Consider the following 13,748-nt stretch of genomic DNA (forward strand, 5'->3'; position numbering starts at 1 on the left):
CGACCAGGGCCGATGCGGCCCCGTGCGGGGGAGCGCCGCGCCGCGCGGGTTAAGGTCTGATCGACAGATACACAGGAGGCACTCGTCTTGATCTACGGCGCAATGAAGTTCTCCATCGGAGGGTCGCTGAAGCTCGCCTTCAGGCCCTGGGTGGAGGGCCTCGAGAACATCCCCGCCGAGGGCCCGGCGATCCTGGCGAGCAACCACCTGTCGTTCTCCGACTCGTTCTTCCTGCCGGCGGTCCTGGACCGCAAGGTCACCTTCATCGCCAAGGCCGAGTACTTCACCAGCCCGGGCGTGAAGGGCAGGCTCACCGCCGCCTTCTTCAAGGGCGTCGGCCAGCTCCCGGTGGACCGCTCCGGCGGCCGCGGCGCCGGCGAGGCCGCGATCAAGAGCGGTATCGAGGTCATCGAGCGCGGCGAGCTGTTCGGCATCTACCCGGAGGGCACCCGCTCCCCGGACGGCCGGCTCTACCGCGGCAAGCCCGGCGGCCTGGCCCGCGTGGCGCTGGCCACCGGCGCCCCGGTGATCCCGGTCGCGATGATCGACACCGAGAAGATCCAGCCGCCCGGCAAGGTCGTGCCCAAGCTGATGCGCCCGGGCATCCGGATCGGCAAGCCGCTGGACTTCAGCCGCTACCAGGGCATGGAGGGCGACCGCTTCATCCTGCGTTCGGTGACCGACGAGGTCATGTACGAGATCATGAAGCTCTCCGGGCAGGAGTACGTCGACATCTACGCGACCGCCGCCAAGCGGCAGCTCGCGGAGGCGGAGAAGGCGGCCAAGGAGGCCGTGAAGGAAGAGATCGCGGCCCGGCAGGAGTCCGGCGCGTAGTTGCGCACAGCTCCCCTCGGGGGAGTCGGGGGTGGGGGAGATGGCCAAGCGCGAGCGTGTCGTGCGCATGTCGGTCGAGCAGCCGCTGTGGCGTGCGCTCACCGGCTACCGCGTCCTGACGATGATCTACGCGGTCCTGCTGTTCGTGTTCGGCCGGGACCGCATCGAGCACCCCTGGGTGGCGGTCGGCTTCCTCGCGGTGATGTGCGTGTGGACGCTGGCCACCCTGCCCAAGGTGTCCGGCGCGGCCCACTGCACCAAGCGCTTCCTGGCCGTCGACCTCACCATCGCGCTGACCGGCATCCTGCTCACCCCGCTCGCCGACGAGCAGGCGCAGACGATCGACGGCCCCACGCTGCCGTCCATCTGGACCGCCGGCGCGGTCCTCGCGTACGCGATCAAGGGCGGCTGGCGCTGGGCGGCCTTCGCCTCCTCGCTGGTCGCCGCCGCCAACCTCGTCGAGCGCGGCACGCCCAGCCTGGACACCCTGCACAACGTGCTCCTGGTGTGGGTGGCGTCGGTGGCCATCGGGTACGTCGTCGAGGTCGCCCGCGCCTCCGAGCGCACCCTCGCCCGCGCCCTGGAGATCGAGGCCGCCACCCGCGAACGGGAGCGCCTGGCCCGGGACATCCACGACAGCGTGCTCCAGGTCCTCGCCATGGTGCAGCGGCGCGGCACCGCCCTCGGCGGCGAGGCGGCCGAGCTCGGCCGGATGGCCGGCGAGCAGGAGATCGCCCTGCGCACCCTGGTCGCGGGCGGGCTCGACCGGCCCTCGCGGGCTTCCGAGGACGAGTCCGAGGGCGCCGTCGTCCGGGTCGTCGAGGTGCCGGACGAGGAGGGCGACGCCGAGCCGGTCGACCTGCGCGCCCTGCTCGCCCCGCGCGCCGGGGCGAAGGTCAGCCTGGCCGACCCGGGTGCCCCGGTGCTGCTTCCGCCGCCCGCGGCCCGGGAGCTGGCCGCCGCCGTCGGCGCCGCCCTGGACAATGTCGAGCGGCACGCCGGACCGGACGCCCGCGCGTGGATCCTCGTCGAGGACTGGCCGGACGAGGTGATCGTCACCGTCCGGGACGACGGTCCGGGCATCCCCGAGGGGCGGCTCGCCCAGGCCGAGGGCGAGGGCCGGATGGGTGTGGCCCTGTCCATCCGGGGGCGGCTGCGGGACCTCGGCGGCGCCGCCGAGCTGGTCTCGGTCCCGGGCCAGGGCACGGAAGTCGAACTGAAGGTTCCACGGGTTCCCGGGAACGCGCGGGGGAAGGCAGGACGAGGACGATGAGCACGGCGAGCGAGCAGCAACAGCAGATCAGGGTCATGGTGGTCGACGACCACCCGATGTGGCGGGACGCGGTCGCCCGCGACCTCGCGGAGAACGGCTTCGACGTCGTCGCCACCGCCGGCGACGGCGAGCAGGCGGTCCGCCGGGCCCACGCGGCCGCCCCCGACGTCCTCGTCCTCGACCTCAACCTGCCCGCCAAGCCGGGCGTCCAGGTGTGCAAGGAGCTCGTCGGCGCCGACCCGAAGCTGCGGGTCCTGGTGCTCTCCGCGAGCGGCGAGCACGCCGACGTCCTGGAGGCGGTGAAGTCCGGCGCCACCGGGTACCTGCTCAAGTCGGCCTCCACCGAGGAGCTGCTCGACGCGGTGCGCCGCACCGCCGTCGGCGACCCGGTCTTCACCCCGGGCCTGGCCGGCCTGGTCCTCGGCGAGTACCGCCGGCTCGCCTCCGAGCCGGCCCCGGCCGAGGGCGGCCGGGACGAGCCGAAGGCCCCGCAGCTCACCGAGCGGGAGACGGAGGTGCTCCGGCTGGTCGCCAAGGGCCTGAGCTACAAGCAGATCGCCGAGCGTCTGGTGATCTCGCACCGGACCGTGCAGAACCACGTCCAGAACACCCTCGGCAAGCTCCAACTGCACAACCGGGTCGAGCTGGTCCGGTACGCCATCGAGCGCGGCCTGGACGACGCCTGACGGTGTTTCACTCGAAAGAGTGAAGTTGAAGCGGTCAACTCCCGTCCGCTCGCCCGGAATTCACCTTTCGCCCCGTGTCCGGGGTGATGCGGGTCACACTAGCCTGACCCGCACACGTCCCCCACGACGGCGAAGGGAACTTCCATGCGGGTCGGAGTACTGACCGGCGGCGGCGACTGCCCCGGCCTCAACGCGGTCATCCGCGCCATCGTCCGCAAGGGCGTCCAGGAGTACGGCTACGACTTCACCGGCTTCAAGGACGGCTGGCGCGGCCCGCTCGAGGGCCACGTCGTACCGCTCGACATCCCCGCCGTCCGCGGCATCCTGCCCCGCGGCGGCACCATCCTCGGCTCCTCGCGGACCAACCCGCTCCGCGCCGAGCACGGCGTCCGCCGGATCAAGGAGAACCTCGCCAAGGCCGAGGTCGACGCCCTGATCGCGATCGGCGGCGAGGACACCCTCGGCGTCGCGGCCACGCTCTCCGACGAGTACGGGGTGCCCTGCGTCGGCGTGCCGAAGACCATCGACAACGACCTCTCCGCCACCGACTACACCTTCGGCTTCGACACCGCCGTCGGCATCGCCACCGAGGCCATCGACCGGCTGCACACCACCGCCGAGTCCCATATGCGGGTCCTCGTCGTCGAGGTCATGGGCCGGCACGCCGGCTGGATCGCCCTGCACTCCGGCCTGGCCGGCGGGGCCAACGTCATCCTCGTCCCCGAGCAGCGCTTCGACGTCGAGCAGGTCTGCGCCTGGGTGGAGTCCCGGTTCCGGGCCACGTACGCGCCGATCGTCGTGGTCGCGGAGGGCGCCATGCCGAAGGACGGCGACGTGGTCCTCAAGGACGGCTCGCTCGACTCCTTCGGGCACGTCCGGCTCTCCGGGGTCGGCGAGTGGCTGGCCCGGGAGATCGAGCGGCGCACCGGCAAGGAGGCCCGGACGACCGTGCTCGGCCACGTCCAGCGCGGCGGCACGCCCAGCGCCTTCGACCGCTGGCTCGCCACCCGCTTCGGGCTGCACGCCATCGACGCGGTCCGGGACGGCGACTTCGGGAAGATGGTCGCCCTGCGCGGTACCGACATCGTGCGCGTCCCCATCGCCGAGGCCACGGCCAGGCTCAAGACGGTCGACCCGGAGCTCTACGCGGAGGCCGGCGTCTTCTTCGGCTGACGTCCGCCGACGTCCGCTGACGTCCGAGCGCCGCCTGCGCAGGGGCCGTATATTCGCGGGTGACCAGACAAACCCGGCAAAACCCCGGAGGTGCTCCGTGGAGATCCTGGCGTTCGGAGTGCAGGCCGACGAGAAGCCGCTCCTCGAGAAGGCGTTCGCGGGGCACCACGAGGTCCGCTGCCTCGACCTCTTCCTCACCGAGGACACCGCCCCCATCGCCGCCGGCCACGAGGCGATCTCCACCAGCGTCAACGCCGACCTGAACGCCCGCGTCCTGCGCATCCTGGCCGGCGGCGGCACCAAGCTCATCGCCCAGCGCTCCACCGGCTTCAACAACATCGACCTCGGCGTCGCCCAGCGGCTGGGCCTGACCGTCGCCCGGGTCTCGCACTACTCGCCGTACTCCGTCGCCGAGTTCGCCTGGACGCTGGCGATGGCGGTCAACCGCCGGATCGTCCGCGCCGCCGGCCGCACCCGCGACTTCGACTTCCGGCTCGACGGGCTGATGGGCCGCGACCTGCGCGGCCGCACCGTCGGCGTGCTCGGCACCGGCAGGATCGGCGAGGCGTTCACCCGGATCGCCCACGGCTTCGGCATGAACCTGCTCGGCTGGGACCTCCACGAGAACCCCGTCTGCGTCGGGCTCGGCATGAAGTACGTGGACAAGGACCGGCTGCTGGCCGAGTCCGACGTGGTCAGCCTGCACGTACCGCTGACGCCGGCCACCCGGCACCTGCTCGACGCCGCCGCGCTGAGGAGCATGAAGGACGACGCGATCCTGGTGAACTCCAGCCGCGGCGGCCTCGTCGACACCGAGGCCCTCGTCGGCGAACTGCGCGCGGGCCGCTTCACCGGCGTGGGCCTCGACGTGTACGAGGCGGAGGCCGGGCTGTTCTTCCTCGACAAGTCCCTGGAAGTCGTCGAGGACGACACCCTGGCCCGGCTCGTCACCTTCCCGAACGTGCTGGTCACCTCGCACCAGGCGTACTACACCCTGGAAGCGGTCGGCCAGATCGTCGACACCACCCTCCAGAACGTCCTCGACTACGCCGCGGGCCGCCGCAGCGAGAACGTCCTGGTCCCGACCGCCGTCGTCCAGGAGGGCGACGACTAGACGAGCGCGCTAGACGAGCACGCCGGCCAGCAGCGAGGCGGTCAGCGCCGCCCCGTCCATCGTCAGCACCGACTCCGGGTGGAACTGCACGCCCGCGAACCCCGGGCCGCGCAGCGCGTGGACCTCGTCCGTCGCCCCGTCGCGGCTCACCTCGATGCGGTGCATCGCCAGCTCGGCGGCCGTGCGGTCGTCGCAGCGGGCGGTGAAGCTGTTGTAGAAGCCGACCGTCTGCTCCTGGCCGAACAGGTCGATCCGCACCTGCGCCCCCTGGAACGGCGTCCGCTTGCGGACCAGCTCCAGGCCCAGCTCCGCCGCGATCAGCTCATGGCCCAGGCAGACGCCGAGAAGGCCGTGCCGGTGGCTCCGTACCAGCTCCGCGGTCAGCCGGCGCAGGAACCGCATCTTCGGGTCCGCCGCGTCGCCCGGATCCCCCGGTCCCGGGCCGAGTACCACCGGGCCCTCGTGCGCCAGGGCCAGTTCCCGCAGGCCCGGCTCGTCGTACCGCAGCACCGAGACCTCCAGACCGGAGGAGCGCAGCAGGTGCGCCAGCATCGCGGTGAACGTGTCCTCCGCGTCGACCACCAGCGCATGGCCGTCCAGCGCCGCGGACCTGACCTGCATCTTCAGCCAGAACGGCGCCAGGTCCGCCCGCCGGGCGTCCAGCGCGGCCCGCACCCGCGGATCGTCGGCAAGCCGCGGCGGTACGGCCCCGGACCCGCCGGCCGGCCGACCCGGCCGCACCCCCAGCGCGGCCAGCACACCCGCCGCCTTGGCGTGGGTCTCGGCGACCTCGGACGCCGGGTCGGAGTGCCGGACGAGCGTCGCCCCGACGGGCACCCGCAGCGTCCCGTCCGGCGCGATGTCCGCCGTGCGGATCAGGATGGGGGAGTCCAGGGTCTGCGCCCCGCTCGCGTCCGTCCCGAGCAGCGCCAGCGCCCCCGCGTAGTACCCGCGCCCGCCGACTTCGTGCCGCTCGATCACCCGGCAGGCGTTCTGCACCGGCGATCCCGTGACCGTCGCCGCGAACATGGTCTCCCTCAGCACCTCCCGCACGTCGAGCGACGAACGCCCGCGCAGCTCGTACTCCGTGTGGGCGAGGTGCGCCATCTCCTTGAGCCGGGGCCCGATCACCACCCCGCCCATGTCCCCGACCGTGCACATCATCTTCAGCTCCTCGTCGACCACCATGGAGAGCTCGTCGCGCTCCTTGCGGTCGGCGAGGAAGTCCAGCAGGTCCTCCGGCGTCGGCGCGGCCCCGGCCGGGTAGCGGTACGTCCCGCTGATCGGGTTCATGACGACCGTCCCGCCGGACATCCGGACGTGGACCTCCGGGCTCGCCCCGACCAGCGTCCGCTCCCCGGTGTGCACGACGAACGTCCAGTACGCGCCCCGCTCGCCCGCGAGCAGCCGCCGGAACAGGGCGAGCGCGTCGGCCCGCCCGAAGCCCGGGATCTCCCCGGTGTACGTCCGGCGGATCACGAAGTTCGCGCCCTCGCCCGCGCCGATCTCGTCGTCGATCACCCGGCGCACGATCCGGCCGTACTCGTCGTCGGAGACGTCGAACCCGCCGCCCTCGACCCGCACGTCGTGCGCGGGCAGCTGCGCCAGCGCCTCGGCGAGAGGCAGCTCGTACGCCTCCTCGGCGACCAGCACCGACAGCGGCGTGCCGTCGTCGCGCACGTCGAAGCCGCGCTCGCGGATCTGCCGGAACGGCACGAGCGCCAGCGTCGGCAGCTCCCGTACCGGCAGCTCGGCGAGCCGCTCGGCCTCGTGCACGGCGCCGATCAGCACCTCGACGGTGTCGTGGTCACGACCCGGGGTGCGCCGGCGCAGCAGCGCGAACGGGGGGCAGGAGTCGTCCAGCAGACGGGACAGGTCCATGCGATGCGTTCCTTCCGTGGGAGGGGAGGAACGGCCGGAAAACGAAGAAGGCCGCCCCTCGGGCGGCCTTCGCGTGTGTCTCGGGTACGCGCAGTCAGTGGGCCGCCGGATGAGCGGTCCACCACCAGTTCTGGGTCGTCTGCGCGAACATGGGGGCGATCGTAACGCATGATTCGAGTCACGTCCGTCTCATCCATCGGTCACTGGCGTGGACGGAGCAATTCGACACGTACTGTGGGATGCGTGACCGTGAACGCTGATTCCCACGCCGTCGCCAAGGCGACCTGGCGAGACCTGCCCGCGGCGCAGCAGCCCGAGTACCCCGATGCCGAGGCTCTGCGCGATGTGATCGCGGACCTCGAGTCGTATCCTCCGCTCGTCTTCGCGGGCGAGTGCGACCAGCTGCGCGCCCGGATGGGAGCCGTCGCCCGTGGCGAGGCGTTCCTGCTCCAGGGCGGCGACTGCGCCGAGGCCTTCGACGCCGTGTCGGCCGACCACATCCGGGCCAAGCTCAAGACGCTGCTCCAGATGTCCGCCGTCCTCACCTACGCGGCCTCCGTGCCCGTCGTGAAGGTCGGCCGGATCGCGGGCCAGTACTCCAAGCCGCGCTCCAAGGGGACCGAGACCCGTGACGGCGTGACGCTGCCGACCTACCGGGGCGACTCCGTCAACGGCTTCGACTTCAACGAGAAGGCCCGCGTCCCGGACCCCGAGCGCCTGAAGCGGATGTACAACGCGTCCGCCTCGACGCTCAACCTGGTGCGCGCCTTCACCACCGGCGGCTACGCCGACCTGCGCCAGGTGCACGCCTGGAACCAGGACTTCGTGAAGTCGTCCCCGTCGGGCCAGCGCTACGAGCAGCTGGCGCGCGAGATCGACAACGCGCTGAACTTCATGAAGGCCTGCGGCACCGACCCGGCCGAGTTCCGTGCGGTCGAGTTCTACGCCTCCCACGAGGCGCTGCTGCTCGACTACGAGGGCGCCCTGACGCGTACCGACTCGCGTACCGGCAAGCTGTACGACACCTCCGGCCACATGGTCTGGATCGGTGAGCGCACCCGCCAGCTGGACCACGCCCACATCGAGTTCGCCTCGCAGATCGCGAACCCGATCGGTATCAAGCTGGGCCCGACGACCTCGGTCGACGACGCGCTCACGTACATCGACCGGCTCGACCCGGACCGCGAGCCGGGCCGGCTGACCTTCATCGTCCGCATGGGCGCCGACAAGGTCCGGGACAAGCTCCCGGAGCTGGTCGAGAAGGTCACCGCCTCCGGCGCGGTCGTCGCCTGGGTGACCGACCCGATGCACGGCAACACCTTCGAGGCGGCCTCCGGCCACAAGACCCGCCGCTTCGACGACGTGCTCGACGAGGTCAAGGGCTTCTTCGAGGTCCACAAGGAGCTGGGCACCCACCCGGGCGGCATCCACGTGGAGCTGACCGGCGACGACGTCACGGAGTGCGTGGGCGGCGGCGACGAGATCTTCGTCGACGATCTGCACCAGCGCTACGAGACGGCCTGCGACCCGCGGCTCAACCGCAGCCAGTCGCTGGACCTGGCGTTCCTGGTCGCGGAGATGTACCGCGATCAGTAGGTAGCTTCCTATGACGATGGGGCGCGGATCCATGTGATCCGCGCCCCACAGTCATTTCCGGTCTTTACACCTGCGGGTCGCCGGGTAAGGTTAGGTTAGCCTTATCGATCCCGGCAGGAGGTGAACCGCGTGTACGTCTGCTCGTGCTTCGGCGTGACGGAGAAGCAGGTCAAGGAGCACGCGGACGCGGGCGCCTGCACCCCTCGCCAGATCGCCTCCGCCTGCAAGGCCGGAACCGACTGCGGCTCGTGTGTACGACGCATCCAGGCCATCCTCGGGCGCGGCGCCTGCCCGCGACGGGACCTGGTGGAGCAGGGGCTGCCGGCCCTGGCGTCGGCCCCTGAGGACCTCTCCGAAGCCGCCTGATCCCGAACGGCTAGCTCGGCTGCTCGATCAGCGTCGAGAGGTACAGCGCCTCGCCGAGGCTCTCGATCAGCTCCAGCTGGGTGTCGAGATAGTCGATGTGGTGCTCCTCGTCGGCCAGGATCTCCTCGAAGAGGTTGGCGGACGTGATGTCGTTCTTGGCGCGCATCACCTCGATGCCGCGCTTGAGCCGGTCGATCGCCTCGACCTCGACCTGCCGGTCCGCCTCGAACATCTCCTTGACGGTCTGGCCGACGCGTACGTGGAAGAGCCGCTGGTAGTTGGGCAGGCCGTCGAGCATCAGGATGCGCTCGGTCAGCTTGTCCGCGTGCTTCATCTCGTCGATGGACTCTTCGCGGGTGTACTTCGCGAGCTTCGTCCAGCCCTTGTTGTCCTGGATGCGGTAGTGCAGCCAGTACTGGTTGATGGCTGTCAGCTCACCGGTCAGCTGCTCGTTGAGGAACTCGAGGACCTCGGCGTCGCCCTGCATCGCAGCGGCTCCTTCCACGCATGTCTCTGTCGTGACTGGGCAGGATGGCCGCATCCTTGCACCACGACCGGGGGTCGTCCAGTAAGTGCAGGCTTAGTGGGAGTTGTCCCATTCAAGGGTGCCCTGGTCATGACCACCCCTCCCGGTCTGTCACCATGGTGGACATGGGTCAGCCGGAGAGCGGAGAACACCGGGAAGCGGGGCAGGTGGATCTTCCGCCGGGGCAGCGACTGCAGCGCGGCTGGCCGGTCACCCACTACGGTCCGGTGCCGCGTTTCAAGCCGGACCGCTGGGAGTTCCGGGTCTTCGGCGCGACGGCCGACGGTGAGAAGCGGTGCTGGAACCACGAGGAGTTCTCGGCCCTGCCGTTCTCCACGGTGGTGGGCGATCTGCACTGCGTCACGAAGTTCAGCATGGTGGGGGCCGAATGGGGCGGGGTGCCCGCCCGGACGATCCTCGAACTCGCTCCGCCGGCGCCGAACGTCTCCCATGTGATGGTCTGGGCCGAGTACGGCTTCAGCGCCAATCTGCGGCTGTCGGACTTCGACTCCGACCGCACGATTTTCGCCACGCACAAGGACGGTGAACTGCTCACCGCCGAGCACGGCTTCCCGCTGCGGCTGATCGTGCCGCACCTGTACGCCTGGAAGGGGCCCAAGTGGGTCCGCGGCGTGGAGTACATGACCGCGGACCGGCGGGGTTTCTGGGAGGAGCGGGGTTACCACAACCTCGGCGACCCGTGGACCGAGCAGCGCTACTCCTACCAGGAGGAGCCGGGCGACGGCCCGGAGCTCTGACCCGGCCCACGGGGCGGGCGGTCAGTGGTGGTACTGGTGCACCACCGCGTGGCCCTTGCCGCGGCCGATCAGCCACTTGTTGACCGGGGTGGTGATCAGGAACGCGATCAGGAACGCGAAGGCGAGGGCGCCCCAGAAGAGGGCGTCGTCCAGGTGTGCGTCCATCGCGCCGGGGATCATCAGCAGGATGCCGTTGTCGACGATCTCCATCACGGTGATGGAGAGGGTGTCGGCGGCGAGCGCGACGCCGATCGCTGCCTTCAGGCTCAGTCCGGCCCGCTTGACCGCCCAGAGGGTGAGCGAGTAGCCGAAGACGAACGCCAAGGCGATCGCCAGGATCATGGTGGGCGCGTTTCCCCAGCCCAGGGCGGTACCGATGATCATGCCGAGGACCTCGCCGATGGCGCAGCCGGTGAGGCAGTGCAGCGTCGCCTTCGCCGCCATCGCCCAGGAGGCGCCGCCGGCCGCGTGCGCGGTGTGGGCGTCGTGCCCTGCGTGATGCCCCTCGTGGTGCCCCGCGTCGTGCCCCTCGTGGTGCTGGTGGTGTGCGTGCGCGTCGTGCTGCATGAGTGGCCCCCAACGTCCGGTAACGGTTCCTGCCTCAGCAAGAACCGTATACCCCCCAGGGGTATTCCCTCAAGGCGGATCGAGGGCGTGGCGGGATCAGTCGCGCAGCTCCTTCAGCCGCGCGATGTCGGCCGCATGGCCTTCCTTCCCGCCCGGCGTCTCGATGATCAGCGGCACGTTCTCGGTGGCCGGGTGCTTCATGAGCTCGCGGAACGGCTCGGCGCCGATGTTGCCCGCGCCGATGTTGGCGTGCCGGTCCTTGTGCGCCCCGACGACGTCCTGGGAGTCGTTGGCGTGGATCAGTTTCAGCCGTCCCTCGCCGACGGTCTCCACCAGCAGGTCCAGGGTCTGCGTCATGCCGTGCGGGCCGGCCAGGTCGTGCCCGGCGGCGAATATGTGGCAGGTGTCGAGGCAGACGCCCAGCTTGGGGTGGTGGTCGAGCGCGTCGAAGTACGGGCCGAAGTCCCAGGTGCGCGAGCAGAGCGAGAAGCCCTGGCCGGCCGTGGACTCAAGGAGCAGGAACGGGTCGTCGTCGTGCGTCAGCTCGTCGAGCAGCGGCAGCATCCGCTCCCGTACCTGCGCCAGCGCCTCGGCGCGCGGGCGGCCGCCGGTGGCCGAGCCGGTGTGCACGACGACGCCGAGCGCGCCGATCGCGCGGCCGCGGCGCAGCGAGTGCCGCAGGGACTCGACGGAGCGGTCGACGGTGGCCTCGGTGTGCGAGCCGAAGTTGATCAGGTACGGGGCGTGCACGTACGCGGGTATGTCCTCGGCCTCGCACTGGGCGCGGAACAGCTCGTCCTGCGCCGGGTCGCCGGTCGGGGTGGCCCAGCCGCGCGGGTTGGCGACGAAGACCTGGACGGTCTCGGCGCGCAGCTCGCGGGCATATCCCAGACCGACCTTGGCGAGGCCGCCGGCCACGGGGACATGGCCGCCGACGGGGTTGCGCATGGGTCTCTAGATTCCCTTGATCTTGAGGGTGATCGTGCTGCCCTCGGCGGCGGTCCCGGTGGCCGACTGGCTCTTTACGGTCTTGCCGAGGAACGGGAACTCCCGCTCGATCTTGACCTGGAAGCCCGCACCCTCCAGGGCCGTGCGGGCCGCGTCCACGTCCTTGCCGGTGACGTCGGGGACGGCGACCATGCGCGGGCCCTTGGAGACGGTCAGGACGATGGTGTCGCCCTTCGCGGCCCGGCTGCCCTCGGCGAGGGACTGGGCGGCGACCGTGCCGGCGGCGAGCGGGGAGTGCACCCGCTCGGGGGCGACCTGGACCTTCAGACCGGCGTCCTTGAGCGTGGTGGTGGCGTCGGCGGAGGCGTCGCCGGTGACGTCCGGGACGTCGATCGGGACGCCCCGGCTGACGACCAGGGCGACGGCGGAGTCGGGGCGGCGCTCGGTGCCGGGCTCGGGGTCGGTGCGGATCACCGCGCCCTGCGGGATGTCGTCGCTGAACGCGCGGCTGACCACGCCGGGGACCAGACCGTCGCGGACCAGCAGCTTCTTCGCCTCGGCGAGCGGCTCGCCCTTGAGGTTGGGCACCTTCACGATCTCGGGGCCGCGGGAAAGGGTGAGCCGGACGGAGCCGTTGCCGCGGATGCGGTCGCCGGGGGCCGGGTCGGTGGCCATGACGGTGCCGCGGGCGTACGTGTCGCTGAAGGCGCGCTCGGTGGCGGAGACGTCCAGGCCGGCGTCGGTCAGCCGCTTCGTCGCCTGGGCCTCGGTGCGGCCGAGGACGCTGGGGACGCGGGTGAACTGGCCGGAGTTGATGTACCAGACGCCGGAGCCGGCGCCGAGGAGCAGCAGTACGGCGAGGACCGCGACGAGCGGGCCCCGGCGGCGCAGGGCGCCGGCGGGCGCGGGACGCTGCGCGGGGGTGGGCTCCGGGGCCGGGTCCTCCGCCGCGGGGACGGCGAGGCGGGAGGTGGCGGAGGGCCGCGGGATGACGGTGGTGCGCGAGTCGGTGGCCACGTCCTCCGGGGCGTCCGTGGCGTCCCCCGGCTCCTGCTTCGCGCGGGCCCGCGGCGGGACGAGGTCCAGCTGTTCGTCGCTGAGGGCCACGCGAGCCCAGCGGGCCTGCGCGAGCAGGGCGACGGCGTCGTACGGGCGGACGTCGGGGTTGCGGGCGGTGGCGCTCGCGACCAGCTCGTCCAGGTCCAGGGCGAGCCCGGGGACGGCGGCGGACGGCGCGGGGACGTCGGTGTTCAGGTGCTGGTAGAGGACCTGGGCGGGGGTGTCGCCGGTGTGCGGCTTGCCGCCGGTCAGCATCTCGTACAGGACGACGCCGCAGGCGTAGACGTCGGCGCGGGTGTCGGCGGTGCCGTGCTCGATCTGCTCGGGCGCCAGGTAGGAGACGGTGCCGAGGACGGTGCCGGTGGTGTTGGTGGTGGAGCCGATGGCGCGGACGAGACCGAAGTCGGCGACCTTGACCCGGCCGTCGTCCCCTATGAGGACGTTCTCCGGCTTCATGTCGCGGTGCACGAAGCCGGCGCGGTGCGCGGCGCCGAGCGCGGCGAGCACGGGCTCCAGGACGTCGAGCGCGGCGCGCGGCTGGAGGGCGCCGCGCTCGCGGAGCACGTCGCGCAGGGTGCAGCCGGCGACGTACTCCATGGCGAGGTACACGTACGCGCCGTCCGCGCCCTGGTCGAAGACGCCGACCACGTTCGGGTGGTCGAGGCGGGCGGCGGACTTGGCCTCCCGGATGAACCGCTCGACGAAGCTGGCGTCCGCGGCGAGCTCCGGGTGCATGACCTTGAGGGCGAGCACGCGGTCCAGACGGGTGTCGAGGGCGCGGTACACGGTGGCCATGCCGCCGACGGCGATACGCGCGTCGATGCGGTACCGGCCGTCGAGCAGCTGCCCGACGAGCGGGTCCCTGAGCGTCGTATCCACGCGCCCGAGTCTACGAGGCCCGGGACCCTGCCCGGCCCGTACGCCGTGCACTGCAGCGCACCTGTGACGCAGGAGCCCCGCCGTCGCC

The 13,748-nt window shown here is 71.5% G+C and carries 14 protein-coding genes; 8 read left to right on the top strand and 6 right to left on the bottom strand.

Annotated elements, in window-relative coordinates:
* Positions 1 to 102: 102 nt before the first annotated feature.
* The 5 genes from ACGFMM_RS29810 (at position 103) to ACGFMM_RS29830 (ending at position 5,080) form a co-directional block, all read left to right on the top strand.
* Positions 103 to 834, top strand: coding sequence for a lysophospholipid acyltransferase family protein (locus ACGFMM_RS29810; protein WP_393649606.1), 732 nt, complete (start codon positions 103 to 105; stop codon positions 832 to 834).
* Between the two features lie 40 nt (positions 835 to 874).
* Entirely contained in the window at positions 875 to 2,107 is a 1,233-nt protein-coding gene (macS, locus tag ACGFMM_RS29815) for a MacS family sensor histidine kinase (RefSeq protein ID WP_393649567.1), read from the top strand.
* Complete coding sequence (locus ACGFMM_RS29820) at positions 2,104 to 2,793, top strand: response regulator (protein WP_393649568.1); 690 nt, start codon at positions 2,104 to 2,106, stop codon at positions 2,791 to 2,793. Before macS ends, ACGFMM_RS29820 begins: the two co-directional genes overlap by 4 nt.
* 144 nt (positions 2,794 to 2,937) lie before the next feature.
* Positions 2,938 to 3,966: a 6-phosphofructokinase gene (locus ACGFMM_RS29825; protein ID WP_393649569.1), complete on the top strand. Its 1,029-nt coding sequence runs from the start codon at positions 2,938 to 2,940 to the stop codon at positions 3,964 to 3,966.
* 97 nt (positions 3,967 to 4,063) lie between these two features.
* Positions 4,064 to 5,080 carry a 2-hydroxyacid dehydrogenase gene (locus tag ACGFMM_RS29830; RefSeq protein WP_393649570.1) on the top strand — a complete coding sequence of 339 codons (1,017 nt, stop codon included), beginning with the start codon at positions 4,064 to 4,066 and terminating at the stop codon, positions 5,078 to 5,080.
* A 9-nt stretch (positions 5,081 to 5,089) separates the two neighbouring features.
* On the opposite strand, the gene ACGFMM_RS29835 is transcribed toward ACGFMM_RS29830, so the two are convergent.
* Entirely contained in the window at positions 5,090 to 6,961 is a 1,872-nt protein-coding gene (locus tag ACGFMM_RS29835; protein ID WP_393649571.1) for an anthranilate synthase family protein, read from the bottom strand.
* A gap of 94 nt (positions 6,962 to 7,055) precedes the next feature.
* On the bottom strand, positions 7,056 to 7,112 hold the full coding sequence (locus tag ACGFMM_RS29840; RefSeq protein WP_078513512.1) for a trp operon leader peptide: 57 nt from the start codon (positions 7,110 to 7,112) through the stop codon (positions 7,056 to 7,058).
* A 92-nt stretch (positions 7,113 to 7,204) separates the two neighbouring features.
* Here ACGFMM_RS29840 and ACGFMM_RS29845 point away from each other — a divergent pair, with 92 nt between their 5' ends.
* Together ACGFMM_RS29845 and ACGFMM_RS29850 are read left to right on the top strand one after the other, a co-directional pair.
* On the top strand, positions 7,205 to 8,557 hold the full coding sequence (locus tag ACGFMM_RS29845) for a class II 3-deoxy-7-phosphoheptulonate synthase (protein WP_393649572.1): 1,353 nt from the start codon (positions 7,205 to 7,207) through the stop codon (positions 8,555 to 8,557).
* A gap of 120 nt (positions 8,558 to 8,677) precedes the next feature.
* Positions 8,678 to 8,923, top strand: coding sequence for a bacterioferritin-associated ferredoxin (locus ACGFMM_RS29850; RefSeq protein WP_393649573.1), 246 nt, complete (start codon positions 8,678 to 8,680; stop codon positions 8,921 to 8,923).
* A 10-nt stretch (positions 8,924 to 8,933) separates the two neighbouring features.
* On the opposite strand, the gene bfr is transcribed toward ACGFMM_RS29850, so the two are convergent.
* Positions 8,934 to 9,410, bottom strand: a complete 477-nt coding sequence (bfr, locus tag ACGFMM_RS29855; RefSeq protein ID WP_393649574.1) for a bacterioferritin — start codon at positions 9,408 to 9,410, stop codon at positions 8,934 to 8,936.
* Positions 9,411 to 9,574: 164 nt separating this feature from the next.
* On the opposite strand from bfr, the gene ACGFMM_RS29860 reads away from it, so the two are divergent.
* Positions 9,575 to 10,207: a sulfite oxidase-like oxidoreductase gene (locus tag ACGFMM_RS29860; RefSeq protein ID WP_393649575.1), complete on the top strand. Its 633-nt coding sequence runs from the start codon at positions 9,575 to 9,577 to the stop codon at positions 10,205 to 10,207.
* A gap of 21 nt (positions 10,208 to 10,228) precedes the next feature.
* On the opposite strand, the gene ACGFMM_RS29865 is transcribed toward ACGFMM_RS29860, so the two are convergent.
* From ACGFMM_RS29865 to pknB, 3 genes are all read right to left on the bottom strand, one after another.
* Positions 10,229 to 10,774, bottom strand: coding sequence for a DUF4396 domain-containing protein (locus ACGFMM_RS29865; RefSeq protein ID WP_393649576.1), 546 nt, complete (start codon positions 10,772 to 10,774; stop codon positions 10,229 to 10,231).
* A 96-nt stretch (positions 10,775 to 10,870) separates the two neighbouring features.
* Entirely contained in the window at positions 10,871 to 11,722 is an 852-nt protein-coding gene (locus ACGFMM_RS29870) for a deoxyribonuclease IV (RefSeq protein ID WP_393649577.1), read from the bottom strand.
* Positions 11,723 to 11,728: 6 nt separating this feature from the next.
* Entirely contained in the window at positions 11,729 to 13,660 is a 1,932-nt protein-coding gene (pknB, locus tag ACGFMM_RS29875; protein ID WP_393649578.1) for a Stk1 family PASTA domain-containing Ser/Thr kinase, read from the bottom strand.
* Positions 13,661 to 13,748: the final 88 nt, after the last annotated feature.

Source organism: Streptomyces sp. NPDC048604, assembly GCF_043199435.1.
Lineage (GTDB): Bacteria > Actinomycetota > Actinomycetes > Streptomycetales > Streptomycetaceae > Streptomyces.